Source organism: Bacillus cereus group sp. Bce019 (assembly GCF_051781745.1).
Lineage (GTDB): Bacteria > Bacillota > Bacilli > Bacillales > Bacillaceae_G > Bacillus_A > Bacillus_A cereus.
Genome location: NZ_JBPWJX010000019.1, coordinates 40,406 through 58,635 on the forward strand (window position 1 = coordinate 40,406; position 18,230 = coordinate 58,635).

The following is an 18,230-nucleotide window of genomic DNA, read 5'->3' on the forward strand; positions in this document are numbered from 1 at the left end:
TAATAAAAGAGGACGTGGAGTAACTTGATTATTCTTAATCATTCGACAAGATACAACAATTTAAGATCATATTTTTTGCTATGATAAGTAAGAAATTTACATATCGTGTTATTGGGGGATAAAAAGAGATGTTGAAAAAATTTACTACATGTATTTTAGGTGGCGCTTTAGTATTCAATTTATCTGGTTGCGGCAATACATCCGACAAAACTTCTTCAGAATCTAAAGAAACCAATTCTAAACAAGAAGAAAAGAAAGTGCAAACAACTGATGAGGCGAAAACGAAAGAGAATACAAAGCAGAAAAATACAGAACAAACAAAAGAGAAATCAAAAATAAAAGAAAAAGAGTATGCTGTAAACAAGGATTTTCATACACCTAAATTTGATGTAACTGTAAAAAGAGTTGTAGAAAGAGATAAGGTTGGTAAAGAGAGTATAGGATTCCAAAAACCTGAAGATGGACATGTCTTTATTGTTGTAGAAGCAGAAGGGAAAAATATCACAAACGAACCGATGAAATTAGCCGTTTTACCATCAGTGGATTTAGTGGATGAAAATGATAATGCTTATCAAAGTGATGTGTTAGCAGCTAGTAGTTATGCGGTTGAAAAAGGTGAGACCTCTACTATTACTAAGGAATTAAAACCAGGGGAGGTAAAGAGACAAAATAAAGTTTACGTGATTAATAAAGAAAAATTTGATACAGGAAAGTGGTATGTAGTTGTTAACAATGAGTATAAGGAACAAATTAAATAGTGTTTATTTATGAAGAGGAGATGGCTCCTCTTTTTTTGTTATAAGTTAACACAAAAGTTCGTTATAATGTAGAAATTTAATGTTTTCGGAAAAAAGAATTGACTTCTATATTAGTTGTAACTAAAATAGTTACATAAAAGTGTAATCAATTTAGTTACAACTAATATCTGCTAAAAATATGATTTGTATATTTAATTAAGGATGGTGGTCCATACGTTGCCCCCGGTGTAGAAAGTTACTAACACATTCAAATCAATGCATATTCCAAGCTTTAGTATTTTCTGTTACGGGGCAATAAGGTGCAACGTTATCTTTTGTTAAAAACCTTGGTGGATCTTTCTTTGGAAATATTAGTTTTGGGGAAATATAGTAAGGTATCTAAAAAAGAATAAGGTATAAAAAGATGTACTTATATAAACCAAAAATTTAGTTGAGCTGGATAATAAAAAAAAGGTAGGAGATTTAAATGGAGACGAAACAAGATAACCTTATTTACGTATGGGATGCATATTGTGGATGGTGCTATGGTTTTTCAGAAAGTATTAAAGGATTTTACAAAAAACACACTGAAGTGCCATTAACGGTTTTATGTGGAGGGTTATTTTTAGATAATTTACCAATGAAAAACTTCTCATATATAGAAGAAGGAAATAAAAGAATTAATCAACTTACAGGTGCTGAATTTGGTCCTTCCTATCAAAAATTGGTGGAGGAAGGGACTTTTAAAATGAATTCGAAAGATGCTGCAATTGGTTTTTCAGCTTTACGCTCATTAGCGCCAGACCGTTTATTAGAATTCACTTCGGCTATGCAAAAAGCGTTTTATTATGAGGGCCAAAGTCTGAGTGATCCTGAAACATATCGCAAAATTGCAATCGAGCATGGTTTGGACCCTGAACAAGTATTAGAACGTTTAAACGCTCAAGAAACAATAATAGATGTCCAAAATGATTTTAATAAAGTTCGACAGCTTGGTGTTAATAGCTATCCTTCATTACTTTTACAAAAGGATAATCAAATTATTCCTATTGGTGGTGGCGTAATGACGCCGGATAAAATTGAAGCGCGTTTTAAAAATTTTTATTAAGAAAATTTAGGATACAGTAGCAAACATGTTATCTTAGACCACCTGACGTTGATCTCCGGAATATTCGCCAGTACTATTACACTTTCAGATAAATGGGAGTGGGAGATTTTATCCCGCTTTAACGGGCAGTAAGACCCCCACCTCAAAATTCAGTGGAAGCAAAGAAGTTAGGTGGGGGATCAACTGTCCGTAAAAGTCCGATTGGTGAAGGCTAATAATCAGTGGGGGATGAACAAAACCCCCACTGATTAAAGTTTCACTTTATCGGAACAAGATAAAAATATGATAATTAGTTAATAACTTTAACAAAAGGAGAATAACATACTATGTTTAAAACAATCGATACAAATCAAAAAGATGTGAAATTAACGGTGTTTAGTTCGGACGAAAAAAGCTTTATGGTCACAGCAACATTAGTTGAGAAAGCAGGACATGCATTTTTAATAAACTCAAAATTTACTCAATCTGATTCGAAAGAAATTGTGGAGTATCTGAAAAAAAATAACTTATCTTTAGATAAAATCTTTATTATTCATGGGGATCCAGACTACTACTTTGGATTAGAGAGCATTAAAGCCGTTTACCCAGAAGCTATAGCGTATGCAACAGAGTCTACTGTTGAACATATCGTTCATTCTGTCTTAGGGAAATTAAAAGTTTGGAAAGACATCCTTGGAGAAAATGCACCAAATAACGTGATATTACCTCAAGTGTTTAAAGAAAAAGCGATTGATTTTCAGGGGTTAACATTTGAACTAGTAGGCTTAGATCATTACAGAACTAGCCTATTTAATAAAGAACTAAAAGTATTAATTGGTGGTATTGATGTCTTTAACGAAATACATGTATTCTTAGCGGATACTAGCTCAAAAGCGGCTATGGAGGCGTGGATTGAGAACTTGAAAGTATTACAAGCATTACATGCTGACATAATTGTACCTAGCCATGGATCAATCGAAAAATCCCTAAATAATCAAGCACTTACTGCGACAATGGATTATCTAAGAAATGCGGTTCAAGCTTCTGAGGAAAGTGGAACTTCAAAAGATTTTGTGGCAAAACTTGAAGCAGCATATCCAGGCTATGCAAATAAAGGTGTATTAGAATTAAGCGCAAAAGTTGTAACAAAAGAAATGCCTTGGGGTTAATGATATGAATAAATATCAAAAACTATTACATGAAACGTATGTGTTAACTGGCGAAGGGAAATTGGATGCGTTCAAAACGTATTTAAGTGAAAATGTATCTTGGACAGAAGCTGCTGGGTTTCCATATGCAGGTACTTATATAGGTCCAGATGAAGTAGTGAAAAACGTACATGAACGTCTTGGCACAGAATGGGATGACTATAGCGCTAAAGATGAAATTTACGCTTTTAATAACAATACTGTTATCGTGTATGGAAAATATAGTGGAACATATAAAGCTACAGGGAAATCGTTCATAGCAGATTTTTGTCACCTTTATAAGTTTGATGAGAACGATAAGGTTAAGAAGTTTATTCAAATTGTGGACAGTGCAACTGTTAATGAGGTATTAAGTTAGAGTTAATCGTTTCTAATATGCCTTGTATAGGGTAATGTTAGGATAAATGAAATTCCTAACATTACCCCTGACATTACATTTTGGGGAAGGTTTCTCCTTCTTCAAGCTTTTTATAGAAGAGAACTTATTTAAGTAGAAGAGGTAGGTATATATGAAATTAGAGAAAAGTTTAATCATAACAATTATTTCTGTATTTATTTTAGGAGTAGTTTCGACTTTGGTATATCAAGCTTCCACCGGTAATAACAAAGGGAACTCAATAAAGAGCGAAAATGTCGCTTCTGTATCAAAAGAAAATGAAAAGAATAAAAAGATGGTAGTTGATTTCTATAATGAAGTTTTTAACAAACATAATATCGATATTATCCCTAAATATGTTAGCGAAGATTATAAGCAACATAATCCTTTTGTTGCTGATGGACGAAAAGCCTTCATGGATTTCTTTAAGGAGGATTTTGTTAAAAATCCTAATTCCTCTGCAGAGATTAAACGTGTAGTAGCTGAAGGGGATACAGTTGCTCTTCATGTACATTCTCGTACTAATTCTCAAGATAAGGGAGTTGCTATAGTGGATATATTTCGTATCAAGGATGGAAAGATTGTCGAACACTGGGATGTAATTCAAGAGATTCCAAGTGAAGCAGCTAATGATAATACGATGTTTTAGATAGAAGATATATTTAATAATTGTTTAAATGATAGTGCTGTATAGAGTTTAGAAATTTAGATAAGTAAAGGAGATGTCCTAGTACCATGCCTAGGACATCTCCTTTTTGTTTTAACGATATTTAATTTATTGTTATTTGTATTTTTTATGTACTACTATTCAAGTACATATCATTTCAGGTGGTTTTCTTTTATCCCGCATTAACGGGCGGTAAGATCCCCATTTCAAAATTCAGCGGAATCAAAGAAATTAGGTGGGGGGGCGGGCTGCCTGTAAAAGCCCAATTGGTGAGGGCTGATTAAAGTTTCACTTTATGCTTCTATATCTTTTCCCTCTTCTACACCAGCAGAAGCAAATCAGATAAAAATGTAGGGCTTAAGTAACTAAAATAAAGAAAAAGCCATACAAGTAGTATGACTTTCTTTGCGGAACAATTAAGCTTGTGGTGCAGGCGGTCTTCCATTGAAGTTAGAACGTTTTGGAATTCCTTAAATTAAGAACAGAGTGGGATTAATCCTAGCCCAATTACTAGCGCTGTTTTCTACATACCTTACTTTTTTACGAACAGATTCCAACTGATTTAATAATTCATCACTATTAAATCGTTATAAGCTTCTTTTATACAATATTTCATACACAATATCAGCTTCTCGATTTTTTGCAACAGGACCCCTTTTAATGACTTTAATAAGGGTACGTATAGTAACGAAGAGACGATTCTATAAATACATAAGAATCGTCCTTTCGTTTTGCAAATGATGCATTAATATCAGTCTCATACTATTTTAATGGTATGGGTAAAAATAGTTTCTTTTTAACCTACGCTAAATTGTTATAATTTTTTTTGCTCTAGAGGCCAATTCCATATCATGTGTAACAAATATTATCGTTTTTCCATCTTCATTAAGGTCTTTTAATATGTTAAACACTAAATCTCGATTATTGTTATCTAAATTACCAGTTGGCTCATCAGCTAAAATGTAGTCGCATTTTTTAATAAGTATTCTTGCTAAAGCGATTCTTTGTTGTTCTCCACCACTAAGCTCAAAAATTTTTTTCTTCTCATAATTAGGCAAATTCACTTTTTGTAAAACTTCTTTTATTATTTTTCTTTTATCGATATTTTTTTGATATTCTAGGGCTATTAATAAATTTTTCTCTACCGTTTCGTTTTCCATTAAAGCGTAATTTTGAAATAGATAAGCTAATTTTTCACGTTGCAATAGTAAGGTTTGCTTTTTGTTTGGATTCATTTGTTCTTCTATAATTATATCTCCAGAGTCGCTTTGTTCTAATAAACCAATAATATTTAATAACGTCGTTTTTCCTTTTCCACTTTCCCCAACGATTGCGATGAAGTCTGTATCTTCAATCTTCAATGAGAAGTCTTTTAATACAACTTTATTACCAAATTTCTTATTTATATTCACTAATTCAATCATTACTAATGTTCTCCTTTTATGATAGCATTGAATGTTTGATTGCTTAATTTCTTATCAAAGAAATAGCTTATTAAAATTTCTAAGATTAGGATCAAAATACCTATAGAAATCACATAAGTATCAATAACATATATAGATACAGATATAATAGGTATAATATTTACTAATAACAATAAAGTAATCATAATTTTATTGCGCTTTATAGCGCTAAATCCAAATAACTGTTTAATATACAAATTGAACTTGTTTTTTTCATAGTAACTAGAAATAGTGTTATAAGTTATTAGAAAATTCGAGACGATTAATATGATCATTGCGATCAATAAATTTTCTTTTTCTGTTTTTAGGTTTTGAATTTCAAACGCTAAACGATCATATACTGAGGTGATATTTTGTATAGTTGATTGAGCCTCATTTTTAGTAATAGTAGCCCTTATACTATCGTATGGTTGCTCACTATTAGTTTTAAAATAAAATTCAGATGCAACATATGACAAATAAAAGGATTGATTGAAGATACCTGTATCAATAATTGCAATAGGATCTCTAATGAGATTTTTATCTTCCGCTTTTATAGTTGAATCATAAGTAAAATAATCTTGATTATTTTTTACATATATAATATTTATATTTAACTCTTGTTCTTTAGTATTATTTTTCTCTCTTCCTAGTTCCTCATTATAAATGTTATCAACTTCAACTTTTTGGAAATAAAAATGTTTTCTATAATTCTTATATATTTCCTTCTCATATTCCTTTAATTTTTCAGGCACTAATATATTCATAGTATTCGAATCATGAATAATTTGCTCTTTGATTGTTTTTTCAACTGATTTAATAGGATTATAAGATAAATAGTTTGAATTTATAGTAACACTATTTCCGGAAGGTTCTAACTTCGGATCCCCATTTTCATTATTTAAATCATAGATATACTTTCCATCTATTTTGTCATAATTTGACGTACTAATTAGAAAGCCACCATGTTGTTTTTCCATATCCAAGTAAAGGTCTTTCATTTTTTTACTAATTTTTTCTTCCGCACCTAAATCGTCGCCCTTAGCGAAAGTAACTTGAGTTTTATAAATATGTTTAGTTTTTGACCAATTAGATAAATTATCTATCTTTTGATTGAGTTCATTCGATAGGATTTTCCAATGATACGTGGACAATAACATTACGACTATAAATAGAAATTTTAAAGTGAAATTTAATGTGCTAACTAATATATATGGCTTGTTACCTTTTATTTTTGAAACATTTATATTTCTAGTAAAGGCTACTATCGTAATTATTGTGATAGGTATAATTAAAATAAAACTCAATGTAATTGCTATAATCCAAAAAATACATGATAATTCAAAATAAAAATCTGTACTATCTGTAAATATACAATACATAATAAATAATACATAAATCATAAGACTTGATAGTATCATGATTTTCCCTAAATTAAAGATAAAGTAGCTAACTATTTTTTTTCTTGTATAGCCCAATGTTTGCATGATAGCTATATCTTTCAATCTACGAATGATATAGTGAATAATCGCAACAAAGATGCATAATACAATCAAAAATATACAAAATATCTGAAACACATTGCTCTCAAGTAAATATATAAAATCGGCTTTATTTTCGCCAAAAATTTCTGTTTTAGCTACATTTTCATTTAGTTCTTTTAACATGGCATTTATTTTTTCTTTATCTTGAGTCGAGATATAGTACATACCACTTCCATCAAAATTTTCATCTGCACTTAAAGGTTGGATAGTTATTTTAGTTTTCGAATCTATTCTTTTTATAATACCAATTTGATCTGTGCTCTCAATTTCAGAAGTACTTATAAATTTGTTTGAATTTACTTCTGGAAACTTCCCTGATTTTAACTTGATATGGTTATTTAAACCAGTATCAGTTGTGAAAATATGTAAATCATTTTCTCCCGGGTATATGTACTTTGAAATATTCACATTATATTTCTTTGCTAAACTTTGTAAAAATTCAATGTAATTCTTAGTGTAACTTTTCTCTTCTTCAAAATTTAAAGTAATACTAGTTGTATTTTTATAGAATAATTGTTGTGTTTTATATTCTTTAAAAATATTTAAAGATAAAAATGCAGTTAATGCCAGCGTTGCTGCCATTAAAATAAAAATGATTTTTTTCATGCAAACACCTCTTAGAAAAATCTAATATCACTAATTATCTATATTCAAAAACAAGAGAAGTTTTTAAACTTCTCTTGTTTTTGAATATTATTTATTATCGTAATTCGCTTTATTTGTACCACTAGATGTCCATGTAGCTTTTGCTTTGCTAAATACATCTTTCTTCTGCCATTTTCCATCATTGTAGACGCCTTTTCCATTTGTAACTGTCGCTCTACCTTGTTTTGTGTAATGTTTATATTCGGAAATAACGTTTCCATCTCTTTTTCCTCTAATCCAATACCCACCGTCTGCTTTACCAGACGTTACACCTGCGTATAACTGAGGTTTATTGCCAGAATTGTTTTCATCTGCTACAAATCCTTCAGTTATTGTGCTATCCGCTGTCACAATTTCGGACTTTCCAACTGTTTTTTCTGCGGCAAATACATTCATTGAAGCTGGAACTACTAAAACACCTGCAGCAATTGCACCGATAATAGCTTTTTTCATACTAATTCCCCATTTCTATCATTTTATATTTTGTTAAGATTTTACAAAAAAGTAAAATCTTACAATGTAAATTTACCATATACTTATTTTTTTGTAAATAAAAAGTAAATTTTCAGTTTATAATAATTGTTTTTAATTCATTGTTCATATATTCATCTTTATTATTTTTGCGGGATCAAAAAAGGGTATTTAAAGATTTAAATGTTATTTGAAATAATAACGCCTTTCAAATAAGTTAAGAGGTTTTATTATTATTTTATGAGAGATCAACAGCGAAAAAAGCAGTGAAATGTACGTTTCTAGTAACAAATATCACTGTGGAAAATTTAATAATTATTGGTAATATTGGGATATACTTATATGTTAACATAATATAGGATTCTATTGTTATTAAAAATTAAAATATTCAAAATTAAAAAAGATCAACTCTATTAAAGAGTCGATCTTTTTAGTGGAAGTAGTCTTTAATTGGACAAATTACCCTATGAAAAGAAAACAGTTCTGGTGCAAAAATAAAATACAATAACTTAACATGGCACAATAATATTTGGGTCAGAATCCAATACATATTATTAAAATTAAGATAGTTCAAGTCGGCAGAAGGCACCTTTAGGTGTCTTTTTTTTATGAATTTCAAGCCCACCTATTTCCGTAGGTGGACTACTTGTGATTTTACACAATTAAGTTATAGCAAAAGCATTTATATCGAAAGTAATTAAAATTAACTTTGTAACCCTAATAATCTCCATTGTTTTATTATCTTTTATTTTAAAATGAAGTCTTTTCCCTATACGTTCACTAATTACAATATTTCCAAAGGCTAATTTACGCAAATGTTGTACAATCAAATCCTCTGTAATTCTTGTTTGCTTACTTAAATCAAAAACTGACAACGATCCATATGTAATCAATTTACAAACAATTGATAAGCGAGTAGAATTCCCTAATAACCCTAAAACTTTTATATTTTCTGTATAGAAGCTAAAATCCATATGAAAAGCATGTAACAGATCTTCCAACCTCCTAAAATAAGATGAATATCAACCAAAATATCTTAACATAAAAATAGTAAAAACCTAAAATATCCCAATTATTCATTGAGAAAAATAATACTTGAATGGGAGTCCAATACATATTCTTAGAATTAAAGGGATTCAAATTGGAGGAAGCAACCTTTGGGGTGCCTTTTTATTTATAGAGTTTATTAGAAAATATTTGAAATATAATACGGTAGATTATATTATTATGTGTGTATGATTTCTGGTTTTGAAAATTACAAAAATTAATAGGGGGGAACAATAATGAAGTTAGGAAAATTAGCATTAATTGGGGCGTTAACTTTTAGCGGTTTTACTGCAATAGAAATGAGTAAACCTACCTCACAAGCAGCTGCAGCTTACTCAGATCCACTTAAGGATGATTGGGGATTTAAAACCATTGTGGATTTACAAAATTCAGAGGAAAGTACATATCAACCAGATTGGAAGATTGGGAATTTAATAACTGGTGATACATTTTACTTAACACAGCAATTTGGTAGAGAACATTTTGGTGCGCAAATGAAAATTTTTAAAATCCACACAAATGGTACCCTAGAACGATTCCAAACAATAGAACCAGAATTTATTCCTGGAACAGAAATTTGGCAAACCCCTATCACAGATAGCTATACGAGCGGTACTTATGTCGCTGCAATTAAATATCGTGGTGAATTCACGTATTCAAATCAATTTACAATCAATTAGGGATATAACGTGATCATTTATTTTTTACGAAACCCACCCTTTTGCTTCCGACGGCGACGAGGAGTGGTTTTTTTGTTATCTTTTTCTAAAATTTGTTTCCTAAAAATATATGCAGACACTTCACGTACAATGGCTTTCACAAATTCTTTTAGAAGCTCAAACAAAAACTCCATAGTTATATCATCCCCTTCCTTCCAAATGGAAAGAAGGGATAACCAATCACCCTCACAATAAACAGTTAATCCTATTTTATTATACTAGTACAATCTCACCAATATAAAAAAGGACCACCATTACTGGCAGTTCTTTTTTGGTAGTTTTAGAAATTAAATTATAACATATTGATATACAAATTATAAATATACTTTTCCAAAAGATACTATAAGTTTTTTATAATTCTTGATTTCTCAATTTTCATTGCATAATGAATTTTTCTATGAGTATTAACATCTAACATTAAAATTATCAATTCAATAGATTATTAGAAAAAACTGGTTATCTATATAATTATTTGGTAAAATATAGATATAATTTAAGAGGGTAAAGTTAATATAGATCAACTAAGTAATGCTAAGAAAATGTTTTATTGCATAAAAAAGGCTCCATTGCTGGAGCACTCAAAATAAACAAACGAATTAAAACAAGAAACAGACAATTTAACTATATAGATAAAACGTAAATAAATCTATATATATGTAAAAATGCATATAAAAACTCTATTTATTGATGCTATAATAGGTTTACTCGATGATTGTTATATTTTTTTATGGTTTTTAAGCAATAAATACCTTCTTAACACCAAGTGTACAAGTAAAAGAAGACATCTTAAGCGATGTCTTCTTTTCTTATATAATAACAACGCAATAAAATTAAGATGGTTCAAGTCGGAAAAAGGCACCTTTGGGTGTCTTTTCTTTGTCGAATTTGCCTAATAGGGGCAACACCACATTGCTATCAAGTTAAAAATTTTTTTCACCCAAAACAAAAAAACGAGCTAAATTCACATAAATAACTATGGAAGAAAACAAAAACTTATGGTTAAAGAACTTGTGATGTATGACTATATTGGCTGTTTTTATCCAGAAGGATATATTGATCCTGATTATACATTTCTATTTAATCATGATGCTATTGAAGAAATTATATTTGTAGGATTGCTTAATTGAATAGGATCTAGAAACAGGTGATCTTCAAATTTTGATAAAACTAGCAATCTCCACGCCGAAATTGATTAAATTATAAGGGGGAAAAGCTGGTCACGAAAATGATGAAGAGATTACTATTTTCAAATCAGTTGGTTTGGCTGTAGTAGATATTATCGTTGCGAATTATTTGTATGAGAAAGTAGTGGAGCGCGGGACGGGATTGAGTTTTGAGGGACTGCCTTTTGGTGGTCTTTTTTGCATAAAATCTTGTAAAGTAAGAAAAAGTTGAATATTAATATTCTAATATTCAATAGAAAGATAAAATGTTTTAAAGTTCAAAATAATACATTATAATATATTTAGTAAAATTAACCAATTTATATTTTGCTCATTATGTATTAAAGGGGAAATGAAAATGGCTGGACAAATTCGTATGTCACCAGAGGAGCTTAAATCGAAAGCGGCTCGATATGGACAAGGTGCAAATCAAATTGAGGACATTTTAAGTCAACTACAAAACTTACAAAATGAATTAAGAGGAGAATGGGAAGGTCGTGCTTTTGAAGGTTTTGACCAACAGTTCAATCAATTAAAGCCAAAGGTACAAAACTTTGCACAGCTATTACAAGAAATTAATATGCAGCTTAATAAAACTGCAGAGGCTGTTGCTTCTCATGATGAAGAATTATCACGTAATTTCGGTTTGAAATAAAAATTGTCATACTCTATATAACAAGCATTTCAAATGAGCCATACAGCTTATATTGTATGGCTCATTTGATTGCATGCCCAACTTAGCTGGACACACGTTTAAAAAGAGTGATATTGATAGGGAATTTTCATATATTTATTGGGATTTCTTTGGCATGTTCTGAAAATTAGAGAAAGGATTTGAGTGATGGGACAATTTCAAAGTAATTTTCAAACGGCACAACAAATTGCTACGCAGATGAGAACAGCTTCGAATATAATCCAAAGTGCAACAAATCGTTCTATAACAAAGGCGACGCGTACAACACTATCTGTTAATTCCAAAGCACAAGAAGCGAATCAACAAATGTTAGATTTTACGAAACAATTTTCCACTGCCTTTCAACAAGCGATCGATAATATTCATTCAGTAGCCCAAGAGTTTGAGAGAATGGATAACGAACTTCACAACACTTTTCGCTAATGTGACAACCTACGTAAAGGTAAAATAGTAGGAGGAATATAATGAGTCAAGATATTGAAAAACAAATCAATCAAGTAAATCAAAAGTTAAGAAGTGTATTTGAAGAACAAGACCGAAATCAATCCGCGATTCACATTCAGGAGCAAGCGGAAGCAGATTTTTATGAATGGAGAGGTCGAAACCATCGTTTGTTTGATCGAATTTTAGGAACTTGGCATGGTGATAGAGAAATGTCTCAGTTTTTTATGAATACATATCAAGAGGCACAACATATTGAACGAAAAGTCACATTTGAATTGGAAAATAAAAAAGAAACGCTGCTTAAAGAAAGACGAAAGCTTAGTGATTTAGAAAACGACCTTTCCTATCAACAACAACAATTAGCGAGGGAGGTCAATGCATGAGTTTAAATATGTATTTAGGAGAAGTACAAAGCCGAACTCAAAGCATGAATGCTGTATGTAACGCTACCATTCAAGGTATGGAACAAGTCATTCAGTCAATTGATGCCTTTGCAATTGATACTGTTCTACAAGGACAAACTTATAGCAGTGCAAAATCATTTTTTGTACAAACCTTTCGTCCTTTAGCGCAAGGAATCATTTATCTGTGTGAAGAGTTAATTCGCCAGAACGATGCTTTTCCAAGTCAATTTCAATCACAAGTCGCTTCCACAGATGTAATTGAACAAGAAATATTAGAACAAATTCGAGAAATTGACCGAATGAAAGCAAGTATGGAAGCCATCAGTCAAGCTATGCCAATCCCAGGTATGGACGCTATGGCGAATCTTTTTACTGTGATGAGGAAAAAACTGCAAGAAAAGCTGGATCATTTGTATCAATTCAATCAGACCTCTAGTAATAATTATAGTACAGCCCTTCAATTAGCAGCTAGTATTGCTGCAGGTCTTGCAGAAGTTCAAAGTGGGAAAGGTTTTAGTCCTGCAAGTGGTACATTTAGTACGCAAGGGTTGAATATGGAATGGACAACTTCAATTCAGGAGATTACAGAAGATAGAAATCGTCAGACTGATAACCTTCTAAATAGTGGTACAATTGAAGAAGGAGCAATTGATGGTAGATTTTCATCGGAATCAGAAGAAAAAGGTTTTGATGGTAAAAAACTAGCAAGGGATATAGCTGGTGAAATAAGTGGTGAATATGATATTCGTCGGGCTTGGGATGGTGTTGATCCATCATCTGGAGAAAAACTGTCTACTTTGGACCGATTTTTAGCTGGTGGGATGGTAGTAGCTGGTCTTACCCCAATTGGAAAAATTTCGAAAGTTGGTAAGGGTGTAAAGATGACTGCTGACGCTACTAAGGTTGTAAATAAAACTAAAAAAGTACCTGTTGAGAAAGTAAATGAAGCTAAAGGTACAAGTGAAGTTAATAAGAAAGTCAGCGGAACTAGTGTAGGAGAAGAAAACGTTACTTATCGTAGGGTTCAAGGTGGTGATAGTAAAGAGTTAATTTTAGTTAATGATGATGGTACACTCTCTTTAAATAGTAAATGGAGGGCAGATCATAATTTAAATGTATCTACTGGAAAAGATCACTCTACATATTTCAAAAATAAACGAGCAGACTCATATATTGTGGAATTTGATGTACCACAGTATTTAGATGATTTAATTAGAGAAAATGCGATTTCTCAGAAGGGTTATAAAACTAATCCACTTAACCAAGGTAGAACAGCTCCTAAGATTGTTGACAAGGGTATTTTCGATAAATATGGATTTGAAGGTGTTGCATACGAATTACCTGACCCCATTAGTCGGTGGTTGGTAGAATACGGACGGAATGCTAAACTTATTAAGTAAGAGAGGAGAGCGTGTTAAATGATTAAGCCTTTATACGCCGAAAATATTATAGTAGGTGTAAAATATAAAAATAAGCTCAATTGGTATATAACTGAATCGGATTTATGGTATTTAGATTATAATCAAGCTGGATATTCTCCTAGTGAATATCCAGAGGAAAGAAAAGGCATTAGTATTTTAAATGAGACTACAATAGCTAACTTTTTAGAAAGAATAGAAAAATATAAAAGATTTACAGAAGATATTAGGTTAGAATTTTTAAGGGAACTAAGAACTAATAGAGAAGAAGCCTATTATGATTATAATCCATGTTTCCTAATAGACTTTGAGCGTTTAATTTTTTATTCTAATTATCCGGAATCAATATCTTTTGAAGAATATATTCCGAATAACTGGAGAGGTTATTTACAGCGATTTGATGAACAAGTACCCTATGAATATAGATATTGGGAAGATGAGAATAAAAACTATTTAGTTAGAGAGGATTAGGTCATGGAAGAAAATAAAGTAGTTATGATAAAAGAAACATTTAAAAATGAAGAAACTGGTGAACTAACGCCAGGAGTTACTATAATACTTGATGGGAATTTAAGGGAAGTGTTGGAGATAATTATGGAAAAAGAAGGCTATTCGGATTATCCAGAAGCTTTAAAAGAAGTAATCTTTGAAGGGATTCATCATTTTGTGAAAAGAAATAAATAATAAGCTGACATATACTTTTAAGGTAAAGGGCAATTCTGAAAGGGATATGCCCTTTTTATTTTTTAAATTTGAAATGTAGCTCAGATATTATCTTTTTCTTCCTTATTGATACCAATATATTTTAAGTGTAATTTATGAGGTGCTATGATTGAGTATTTCTTACAACATAGCGAAATCTTTTGTTTGTTTATAGAACCAATAGCCGAAGGTTTTGCACATGGTGTGAGTCCCAATAGATTCGATCCCAGCAAAATCTTTGGCTTTTTGAAATTTTTGATAAGCCTAGATTTTATTAATGGGTTGATCTTCTTTTCGAGAAGGGAATAATATTTCACAGAAGGTGTAAAATGGGATGTTGATTTAGATGGTGATGGTGAAGATAATAGTATTAAGGATAGGGTGAAAACGGGTTCGAAAAAAGCTTGGTCAACAGTAGCGGGGTGGTTTAATTAACATGAAAAAAAATACAGATTTTAATAAAAAAGCTTTTGAATATTATATGGCTCTTTATGCTGTAAATGATATAAGATCGACTATAATTACTCTTGTGATTGGGATAGCAGATATATTTGTGCTTTTACCTGCTTTTGCGAATCCTGTTCAACCGATATATATGTACATAATAGTTCCACCAGTTGCTTTTTTAAATGTATGGGCAATATGGATTGTTATAACTCCTAGGAAGCGGCAATTACAATACACTCTATTTCGTGGGGTATTTGGCATCGTATGTTCAGTAGGATTGTTAGTTATAACCCAAAAGTTTGCATATGGAATGTTAGGATTACAAACTCCTATCTATTTTATTTTTTCGGTTGGTTTGTATATTTTTGCTTTGAATTATTATTATAAAAATCATATTAAAAAACTTCAGGAATCAATCAAAAAATCAAAATCATCGAAAAAAAACTCTAGTTTCGGAGTAGTGGCTTTTGTAGGATTGGGTCAACTCATTGCTAATATCAGTCTTGGTTTTGCAACACAAAAGATGGTAGCAATTGTATTAATGTGTGTATACTCCATGCTTTCGTTTATGTTGTTTCATTTCATTATGGAACTCCATAGGTACTATTATTTAAGGAAGCATATAGAAGATGGGGGTAGAACACATAAAACCTTTTAAAGAGTCTGTATTGAATATTAAGTATATAATCGCAGTTCTCTTATAGTCAGTAAAGACTACGGAAAAGAAAAGGGAGAAGCAACATCATGAATATAGAATTACATTTAGATAAAGGAAGGATGGGGAGTTATGCCATTTTTTAAAGAAAAGTTTTTACCAAATGGTTCTATTGTTCTATTAAAAGGTGGGACAAAGAAAATTGTGATTTATGGAAGAAAACAAAAACTTATGGTTAAAGAACCTGTGATGTATGATTATATTGGCTGTTTTTATCCAGAAGGATACATTAATCCTGAGTATACATTTGTATTTAATCATGAGGATATCGAAGAAATTATATTTGTAGGTTTTATAGATGAGGAAGAAGAGACATTTGTAGGATTGCTTAATTGAATATGATCTAGAAACAGATGATCTTCAAATTCCGATAAAACTAGCAATCTCCACGCCGAACTTGAACAAATCTTAAGCGGTGGAAAAACTGACGCGAAAATGATGAAGAGATTACTATTTTCAAATCAGTTGGTTTGGCAGTAGTAGATATTATCGCTGCGAAGTATTTGTATGAGAAAGCGGTGGAGTGAGGGATGGTGAATAGGATTGAGTTTTGAGACTGCCTTTTGGTGGTCTTTTTTGCATAAAATCTTGTAAAGCAAGTAAAAGTAGAATATTCAATAGAAAGATAAAGTGTTTAAAAGTTCGGAATAATATATTACAATGTGTTTGGTGAAATTAACCAATATATATTTTGCTCATTAGAAGTTATAGCAGGTATTGACGATTACTCCTTAAAAGCAGCATCGGAAGCTTCTACACTTAAGTATGAAGTAGAAGTAAGTATGCTACATTTTTCAGAATAGTTGCCAATTATTGGAGATAAAGACCTAAAAATTAAAGGTGATTTGGGATTAGGCGCAATAGGTTTGAAAGGTAGCTTTGGAAAAGAAACTGGTATAACGGTTCCTGCTTTAGAGGGTTTTACTGTGGGAAGTAGTTTAAAATTTGAAAAAGCTGAGGAGAAAAAATGATATGAAAACTCCATCGTATAAACCATTATATATTTTAGTTTATGTCGTAATATCTGTATCTATTATAGGATTAATGATTACTCCATCTAACAATTTGTGGGAAAAATTGTTAGGAACTATCGTTCTCATTCTTTTGGGAGCAGGTTTAATATGTTTTTTAAAATTCGGACGGTGGGCGCAAGAGGAATTTTATGATAAATTTACAAAAAAACGGGATTAATATAAGACTGGAGTAATTTAAAACGTGGGAGCAACCTTTGATGATATATGGTAGAAAACAGGAAAATTCAAAAACTAAGGAAACTTGGGATTATGTGGCTTGTTATTATCCTATTGGAAATGTTTTAACTGAATATAATATGTTTTTAAACCATGAATACATATCAGAAGTTATTTTTACTGGTTACATAAATGAGGATGAAATTAAGTTGTGTGAAGATTTGAAATAATAATTTGGAATTTATAACTATAATAAAATATATATATCTTATTGGATATAATTTTTTATTATAGTTATTTTTATAAGTTTAATGGTGAAAATTTTATTGGGAATAGGAGGGGTAATGATGGTAAAAATTTTTAAAAATACAATTTTATTTGTTTTGTGTTTAATAATTCTTAGTGGTTGTTTTACAAGAGAGGGAACTATTGTTGGTGGTAAAGTTCATGGTTCTTCAGATAGTGTATCAGGTAGTATATCTGGAGATTATAGAAAATTTACTGGATCTGCAACTCAAGATAGGAAAGTTAAAAAAGGTGAGAATTGGATTTTTTCTTTTGATGATAAAACTAAACAAGGAACTATAATTGCTTATGTTGTGGATTCAAATGATAATACAATACTAGAGTTTAATAGTGGCGAAGGCGAAAAAAATATTAAAGTGCCTAAGGATGATACATATAAGGTTAAAATTAAAACGGAAGAACATGGTGGGGAATTTCGAATATCATGGAAAAAAGAAAAATAGTTTTTTGATTGAAAAAAGCATCTAAAGAATACAATGTATTTTTTAATCATAATTAAATCGATAGTTTATTTTTTAAAGGTTTTGAAACAGTTGAAGAGCTAGAGTTAAGAAATAAATTAGCAAAATTTTAATGAAAAGGTAGATTAATTATATGTTTTCAGGATTTCAATGGTTTCCTAAAAAATGGGGAAAAAGAAAAGTTTCAGAACAGTTTCATCAATCAAAGTTTGCTGATGAAGGTAAAGGTATTTTGATTACTATTTATGCTATAGATTTGTATTTTATATCTATTCCTTTAAAGGTAAAAAAATATAATTAGTTTTAATCATACATATATTCTTTATTTGAAGGTTGAGGTAGA

Annotated in this window: 24 protein-coding genes and 4 pseudogenes; 22 read left to right on the forward strand and 6 right to left on the reverse strand. The window is 30.8% G+C overall.

Annotation, left to right across the window (positions count from 1 at the left end):
• Positions 1 to 128 precede the first annotated feature (128 nt).
• The 5 genes from ACS2QP_RS21615 to ACS2QP_RS21635 all read left to right on the forward strand — a co-directional run bounded on the left by ACS2QP_RS21615 (position 129) and on the right by ACS2QP_RS21635 (position 4,057).
• Entirely contained in the window at positions 129 to 758 is a 630-nt protein-coding gene (locus ACS2QP_RS21615; protein ID WP_326263090.1) for a hypothetical protein, read from the forward strand.
• Between the two features lie 466 nt (positions 759 to 1,224).
• Entirely contained in the window at positions 1,225 to 1,845 is a 621-nt protein-coding gene (locus tag ACS2QP_RS21620) for a DsbA family protein (protein ID WP_000448606.1), read from the forward strand.
• Between the two features lie 326 nt (positions 1,846 to 2,171).
• Entirely contained in the window at positions 2,172 to 2,993 is an 822-nt protein-coding gene (locus tag ACS2QP_RS21625) for a cytoplasmic protein (protein WP_326263091.1), read from the forward strand.
• 4 nt (positions 2,994 to 2,997) lie between these two features.
• Positions 2,998 to 3,390: a nuclear transport factor 2 family protein gene (locus ACS2QP_RS21630; protein WP_001046359.1), complete on the forward strand. Its 393-nt coding sequence runs from the start codon at positions 2,998 to 3,000 to the stop codon at positions 3,388 to 3,390.
• Positions 3,391 to 3,541: 151 nt separating this feature from the next.
• Positions 3,542 to 4,057: an ester cyclase gene (locus ACS2QP_RS21635; RefSeq protein ID WP_326263092.1), complete on the forward strand. Its 516-nt coding sequence runs from the start codon at positions 3,542 to 3,544 to the stop codon at positions 4,055 to 4,057.
• 824 nt (positions 4,058 to 4,881) lie between these two features.
• On the opposite strand, the gene ACS2QP_RS21640 is transcribed toward ACS2QP_RS21635, so the two are convergent.
• From ACS2QP_RS21640 to ACS2QP_RS21655, 4 genes are all read right to left on the reverse strand, one after another.
• Positions 4,882 to 5,499: a putative bacteriocin export ABC transporter gene (locus ACS2QP_RS21640; RefSeq protein WP_326263093.1), complete on the reverse strand. Its 618-nt coding sequence runs from the start codon at positions 5,497 to 5,499 to the stop codon at positions 4,882 to 4,884.
• Positions 5,500 to 5,501: 2 nt separating this feature from the next.
• On the reverse strand, positions 5,502 to 7,667 hold the full coding sequence (locus tag ACS2QP_RS21645; protein WP_326263094.1) for a DUF1430 domain-containing protein: 2,166 nt from the start codon (positions 7,665 to 7,667) through the stop codon (positions 5,502 to 5,504).
• A gap of 87 nt (positions 7,668 to 7,754) precedes the next feature.
• Positions 7,755 to 8,159: a lactococcin 972 family bacteriocin gene (locus tag ACS2QP_RS21650; RefSeq protein ID WP_000709112.1), complete on the reverse strand. Its 405-nt coding sequence runs from the start codon at positions 8,157 to 8,159 to the stop codon at positions 7,755 to 7,757.
• Positions 8,160 to 8,839: 680 nt separating this feature from the next.
• Positions 8,840 to 9,151 carry an ArsR family transcriptional regulator gene (locus ACS2QP_RS21655; RefSeq protein WP_438882846.1) on the reverse strand — a complete coding sequence of 104 codons (312 nt, stop codon included), beginning with the start codon at positions 9,149 to 9,151 and terminating at the stop codon, positions 8,840 to 8,842.
• 309 nt (positions 9,152 to 9,460) lie between these two features.
• Between ACS2QP_RS21655 and ACS2QP_RS21660 the strand changes: the two genes are divergently transcribed.
• Positions 9,461 to 9,904 carry a DUF5065 family protein gene (locus ACS2QP_RS21660; RefSeq protein WP_438882818.1) on the forward strand — a complete coding sequence of 148 codons (444 nt, stop codon included), beginning with the start codon at positions 9,461 to 9,463 and terminating at the stop codon, positions 9,902 to 9,904.
• 17 nt (positions 9,905 to 9,921) lie between these two features.
• On the opposite strand, the gene ACS2QP_RS21665 is transcribed toward ACS2QP_RS21660, so the two are convergent.
• On the reverse strand, positions 9,922 to 10,077 hold the full coding sequence (locus ACS2QP_RS21665; protein ID WP_438882819.1) for a hypothetical protein: 156 nt from the start codon (positions 10,075 to 10,077) through the stop codon (positions 9,922 to 9,924).
• An 825-nt stretch (positions 10,078 to 10,902) separates the two neighbouring features.
• On the opposite strand from ACS2QP_RS21665, the gene ACS2QP_RS21670 reads away from it, so the two are divergent.
• From ACS2QP_RS21670 to ACS2QP_RS21705, 8 genes and pseudogenes are all read left to right on the forward strand, one after another.
• Positions 10,903 to 11,070, forward strand: coding sequence for a DUF4176 domain-containing protein (locus ACS2QP_RS21670; protein WP_332284701.1), 168 nt, complete (start codon positions 10,903 to 10,905; stop codon positions 11,068 to 11,070).
• Between the two features lie 76 nt (positions 11,071 to 11,146).
• Positions 11,147 to 11,338 (forward strand): annotated as a pseudogene (locus ACS2QP_RS21675) (hypothetical protein); the annotation flags it as partial.
• Between the two features lie 126 nt (positions 11,339 to 11,464).
• Positions 11,465 to 11,761, forward strand: a complete 297-nt coding sequence (locus ACS2QP_RS21680; protein WP_000918591.1) for a WXG100 family type VII secretion target — start codon at positions 11,465 to 11,467, stop codon at positions 11,759 to 11,761.
• Between the two features lie 186 nt (positions 11,762 to 11,947).
• A complete protein-coding gene (locus ACS2QP_RS21685; protein WP_016121983.1) occupies positions 11,948 to 12,223 on the forward strand; it encodes a TIGR04197 family type VII secretion effector in 276 nt (91 codons plus the stop codon).
• Positions 12,224 to 12,264: 41 nt separating this feature from the next.
• Positions 12,265 to 12,627 carry a DUF3958 family protein gene (locus ACS2QP_RS21690; protein ID WP_000076118.1) on the forward strand — a complete coding sequence of 121 codons (363 nt, stop codon included), beginning with the start codon at positions 12,265 to 12,267 and terminating at the stop codon, positions 12,625 to 12,627.
• Positions 12,624 to 14,048, forward strand: a complete 1,425-nt coding sequence (locus ACS2QP_RS21695) for a pre-toxin TG domain-containing protein (protein ID WP_438882820.1) — start codon at positions 12,624 to 12,626, stop codon at positions 14,046 to 14,048. The genes ACS2QP_RS21690 and ACS2QP_RS21695 overlap by 4 nt, the downstream gene beginning before the upstream one ends.
• Before the next feature lie 18 nt (positions 14,049 to 14,066).
• Complete coding sequence (locus ACS2QP_RS21700) at positions 14,067 to 14,537, forward strand: hypothetical protein (protein ID WP_000595046.1); 471 nt, start codon at positions 14,067 to 14,069, stop codon at positions 14,535 to 14,537.
• Positions 14,538 to 14,540: 3 nt separating this feature from the next.
• Positions 14,541 to 14,750 (forward strand): hypothetical protein, encoded by a 210-nt coding sequence (locus ACS2QP_RS21705; RefSeq protein ID WP_000392187.1) that lies wholly within the window; start codon positions 14,541 to 14,543, stop codon positions 14,748 to 14,750.
• Between the two features lie 80 nt (positions 14,751 to 14,830).
• Here the strand turns inward: ACS2QP_RS21705 and ACS2QP_RS21710 are convergent.
• A pseudogene (locus ACS2QP_RS21710) lies at positions 14,831 to 15,077 on the reverse strand (tyrosine-type recombinase/integrase); the annotation flags it as partial.
• A gap of 127 nt (positions 15,078 to 15,204) precedes the next feature.
• Here ACS2QP_RS21710 and ACS2QP_RS21715 point away from each other — a divergent pair.
• From ACS2QP_RS21715 to ACS2QP_RS21750, 8 genes and pseudogenes are all read left to right on the forward strand, one after another.
• A complete protein-coding gene (locus ACS2QP_RS21715) occupies positions 15,205 to 15,873 on the forward strand; it encodes a hypothetical protein (RefSeq protein WP_438882821.1) in 669 nt (222 codons plus the stop codon).
• Between the two features lie 129 nt (positions 15,874 to 16,002).
• A complete protein-coding gene (locus ACS2QP_RS21720) occupies positions 16,003 to 16,266 on the forward strand; it encodes a DUF4176 domain-containing protein (protein ID WP_153581913.1) in 264 nt (87 codons plus the stop codon).
• A 10-nt stretch (positions 16,267 to 16,276) separates the two neighbouring features.
• A pseudogene (locus tag ACS2QP_RS21725) lies at positions 16,277 to 16,457 on the forward strand (ornithine cyclodeaminase family protein); the annotation flags it as partial.
• Between the two features lie 276 nt (positions 16,458 to 16,733).
• Positions 16,734 to 16,901, forward strand: a complete 168-nt coding sequence (locus ACS2QP_RS21730; protein ID WP_326035708.1) for a hypothetical protein — start codon at positions 16,734 to 16,736, stop codon at positions 16,899 to 16,901.
• Position 16,902: 1 nt separating this feature from the next.
• Complete coding sequence (locus ACS2QP_RS21735; protein ID WP_438882822.1) at positions 16,903 to 17,121, forward strand: hypothetical protein; 219 nt, start codon at positions 16,903 to 16,905, stop codon at positions 17,119 to 17,121.
• A gap of 16 nt (positions 17,122 to 17,137) precedes the next feature.
• Positions 17,138 to 17,350, forward strand: a pseudogene (locus tag ACS2QP_RS21740) (DUF4176 domain-containing protein); the annotation flags it as partial.
• 117 nt (positions 17,351 to 17,467) lie between these two features.
• On the forward strand, positions 17,468 to 17,869 hold the full coding sequence (locus ACS2QP_RS21745; protein ID WP_000238711.1) for a hypothetical protein: 402 nt from the start codon (positions 17,468 to 17,470) through the stop codon (positions 17,867 to 17,869).
• A gap of 151 nt (positions 17,870 to 18,020) precedes the next feature.
• The gene (locus tag ACS2QP_RS21750) at positions 18,021 to 18,188 is read left to right on the forward strand and encodes a hypothetical protein (protein WP_000490950.1); all 168 of its coding nucleotides are present in this window, start codon (positions 18,021 to 18,023) and stop codon (positions 18,186 to 18,188) included.
• Positions 18,189 to 18,230: the final 42 nt, after the last annotated feature.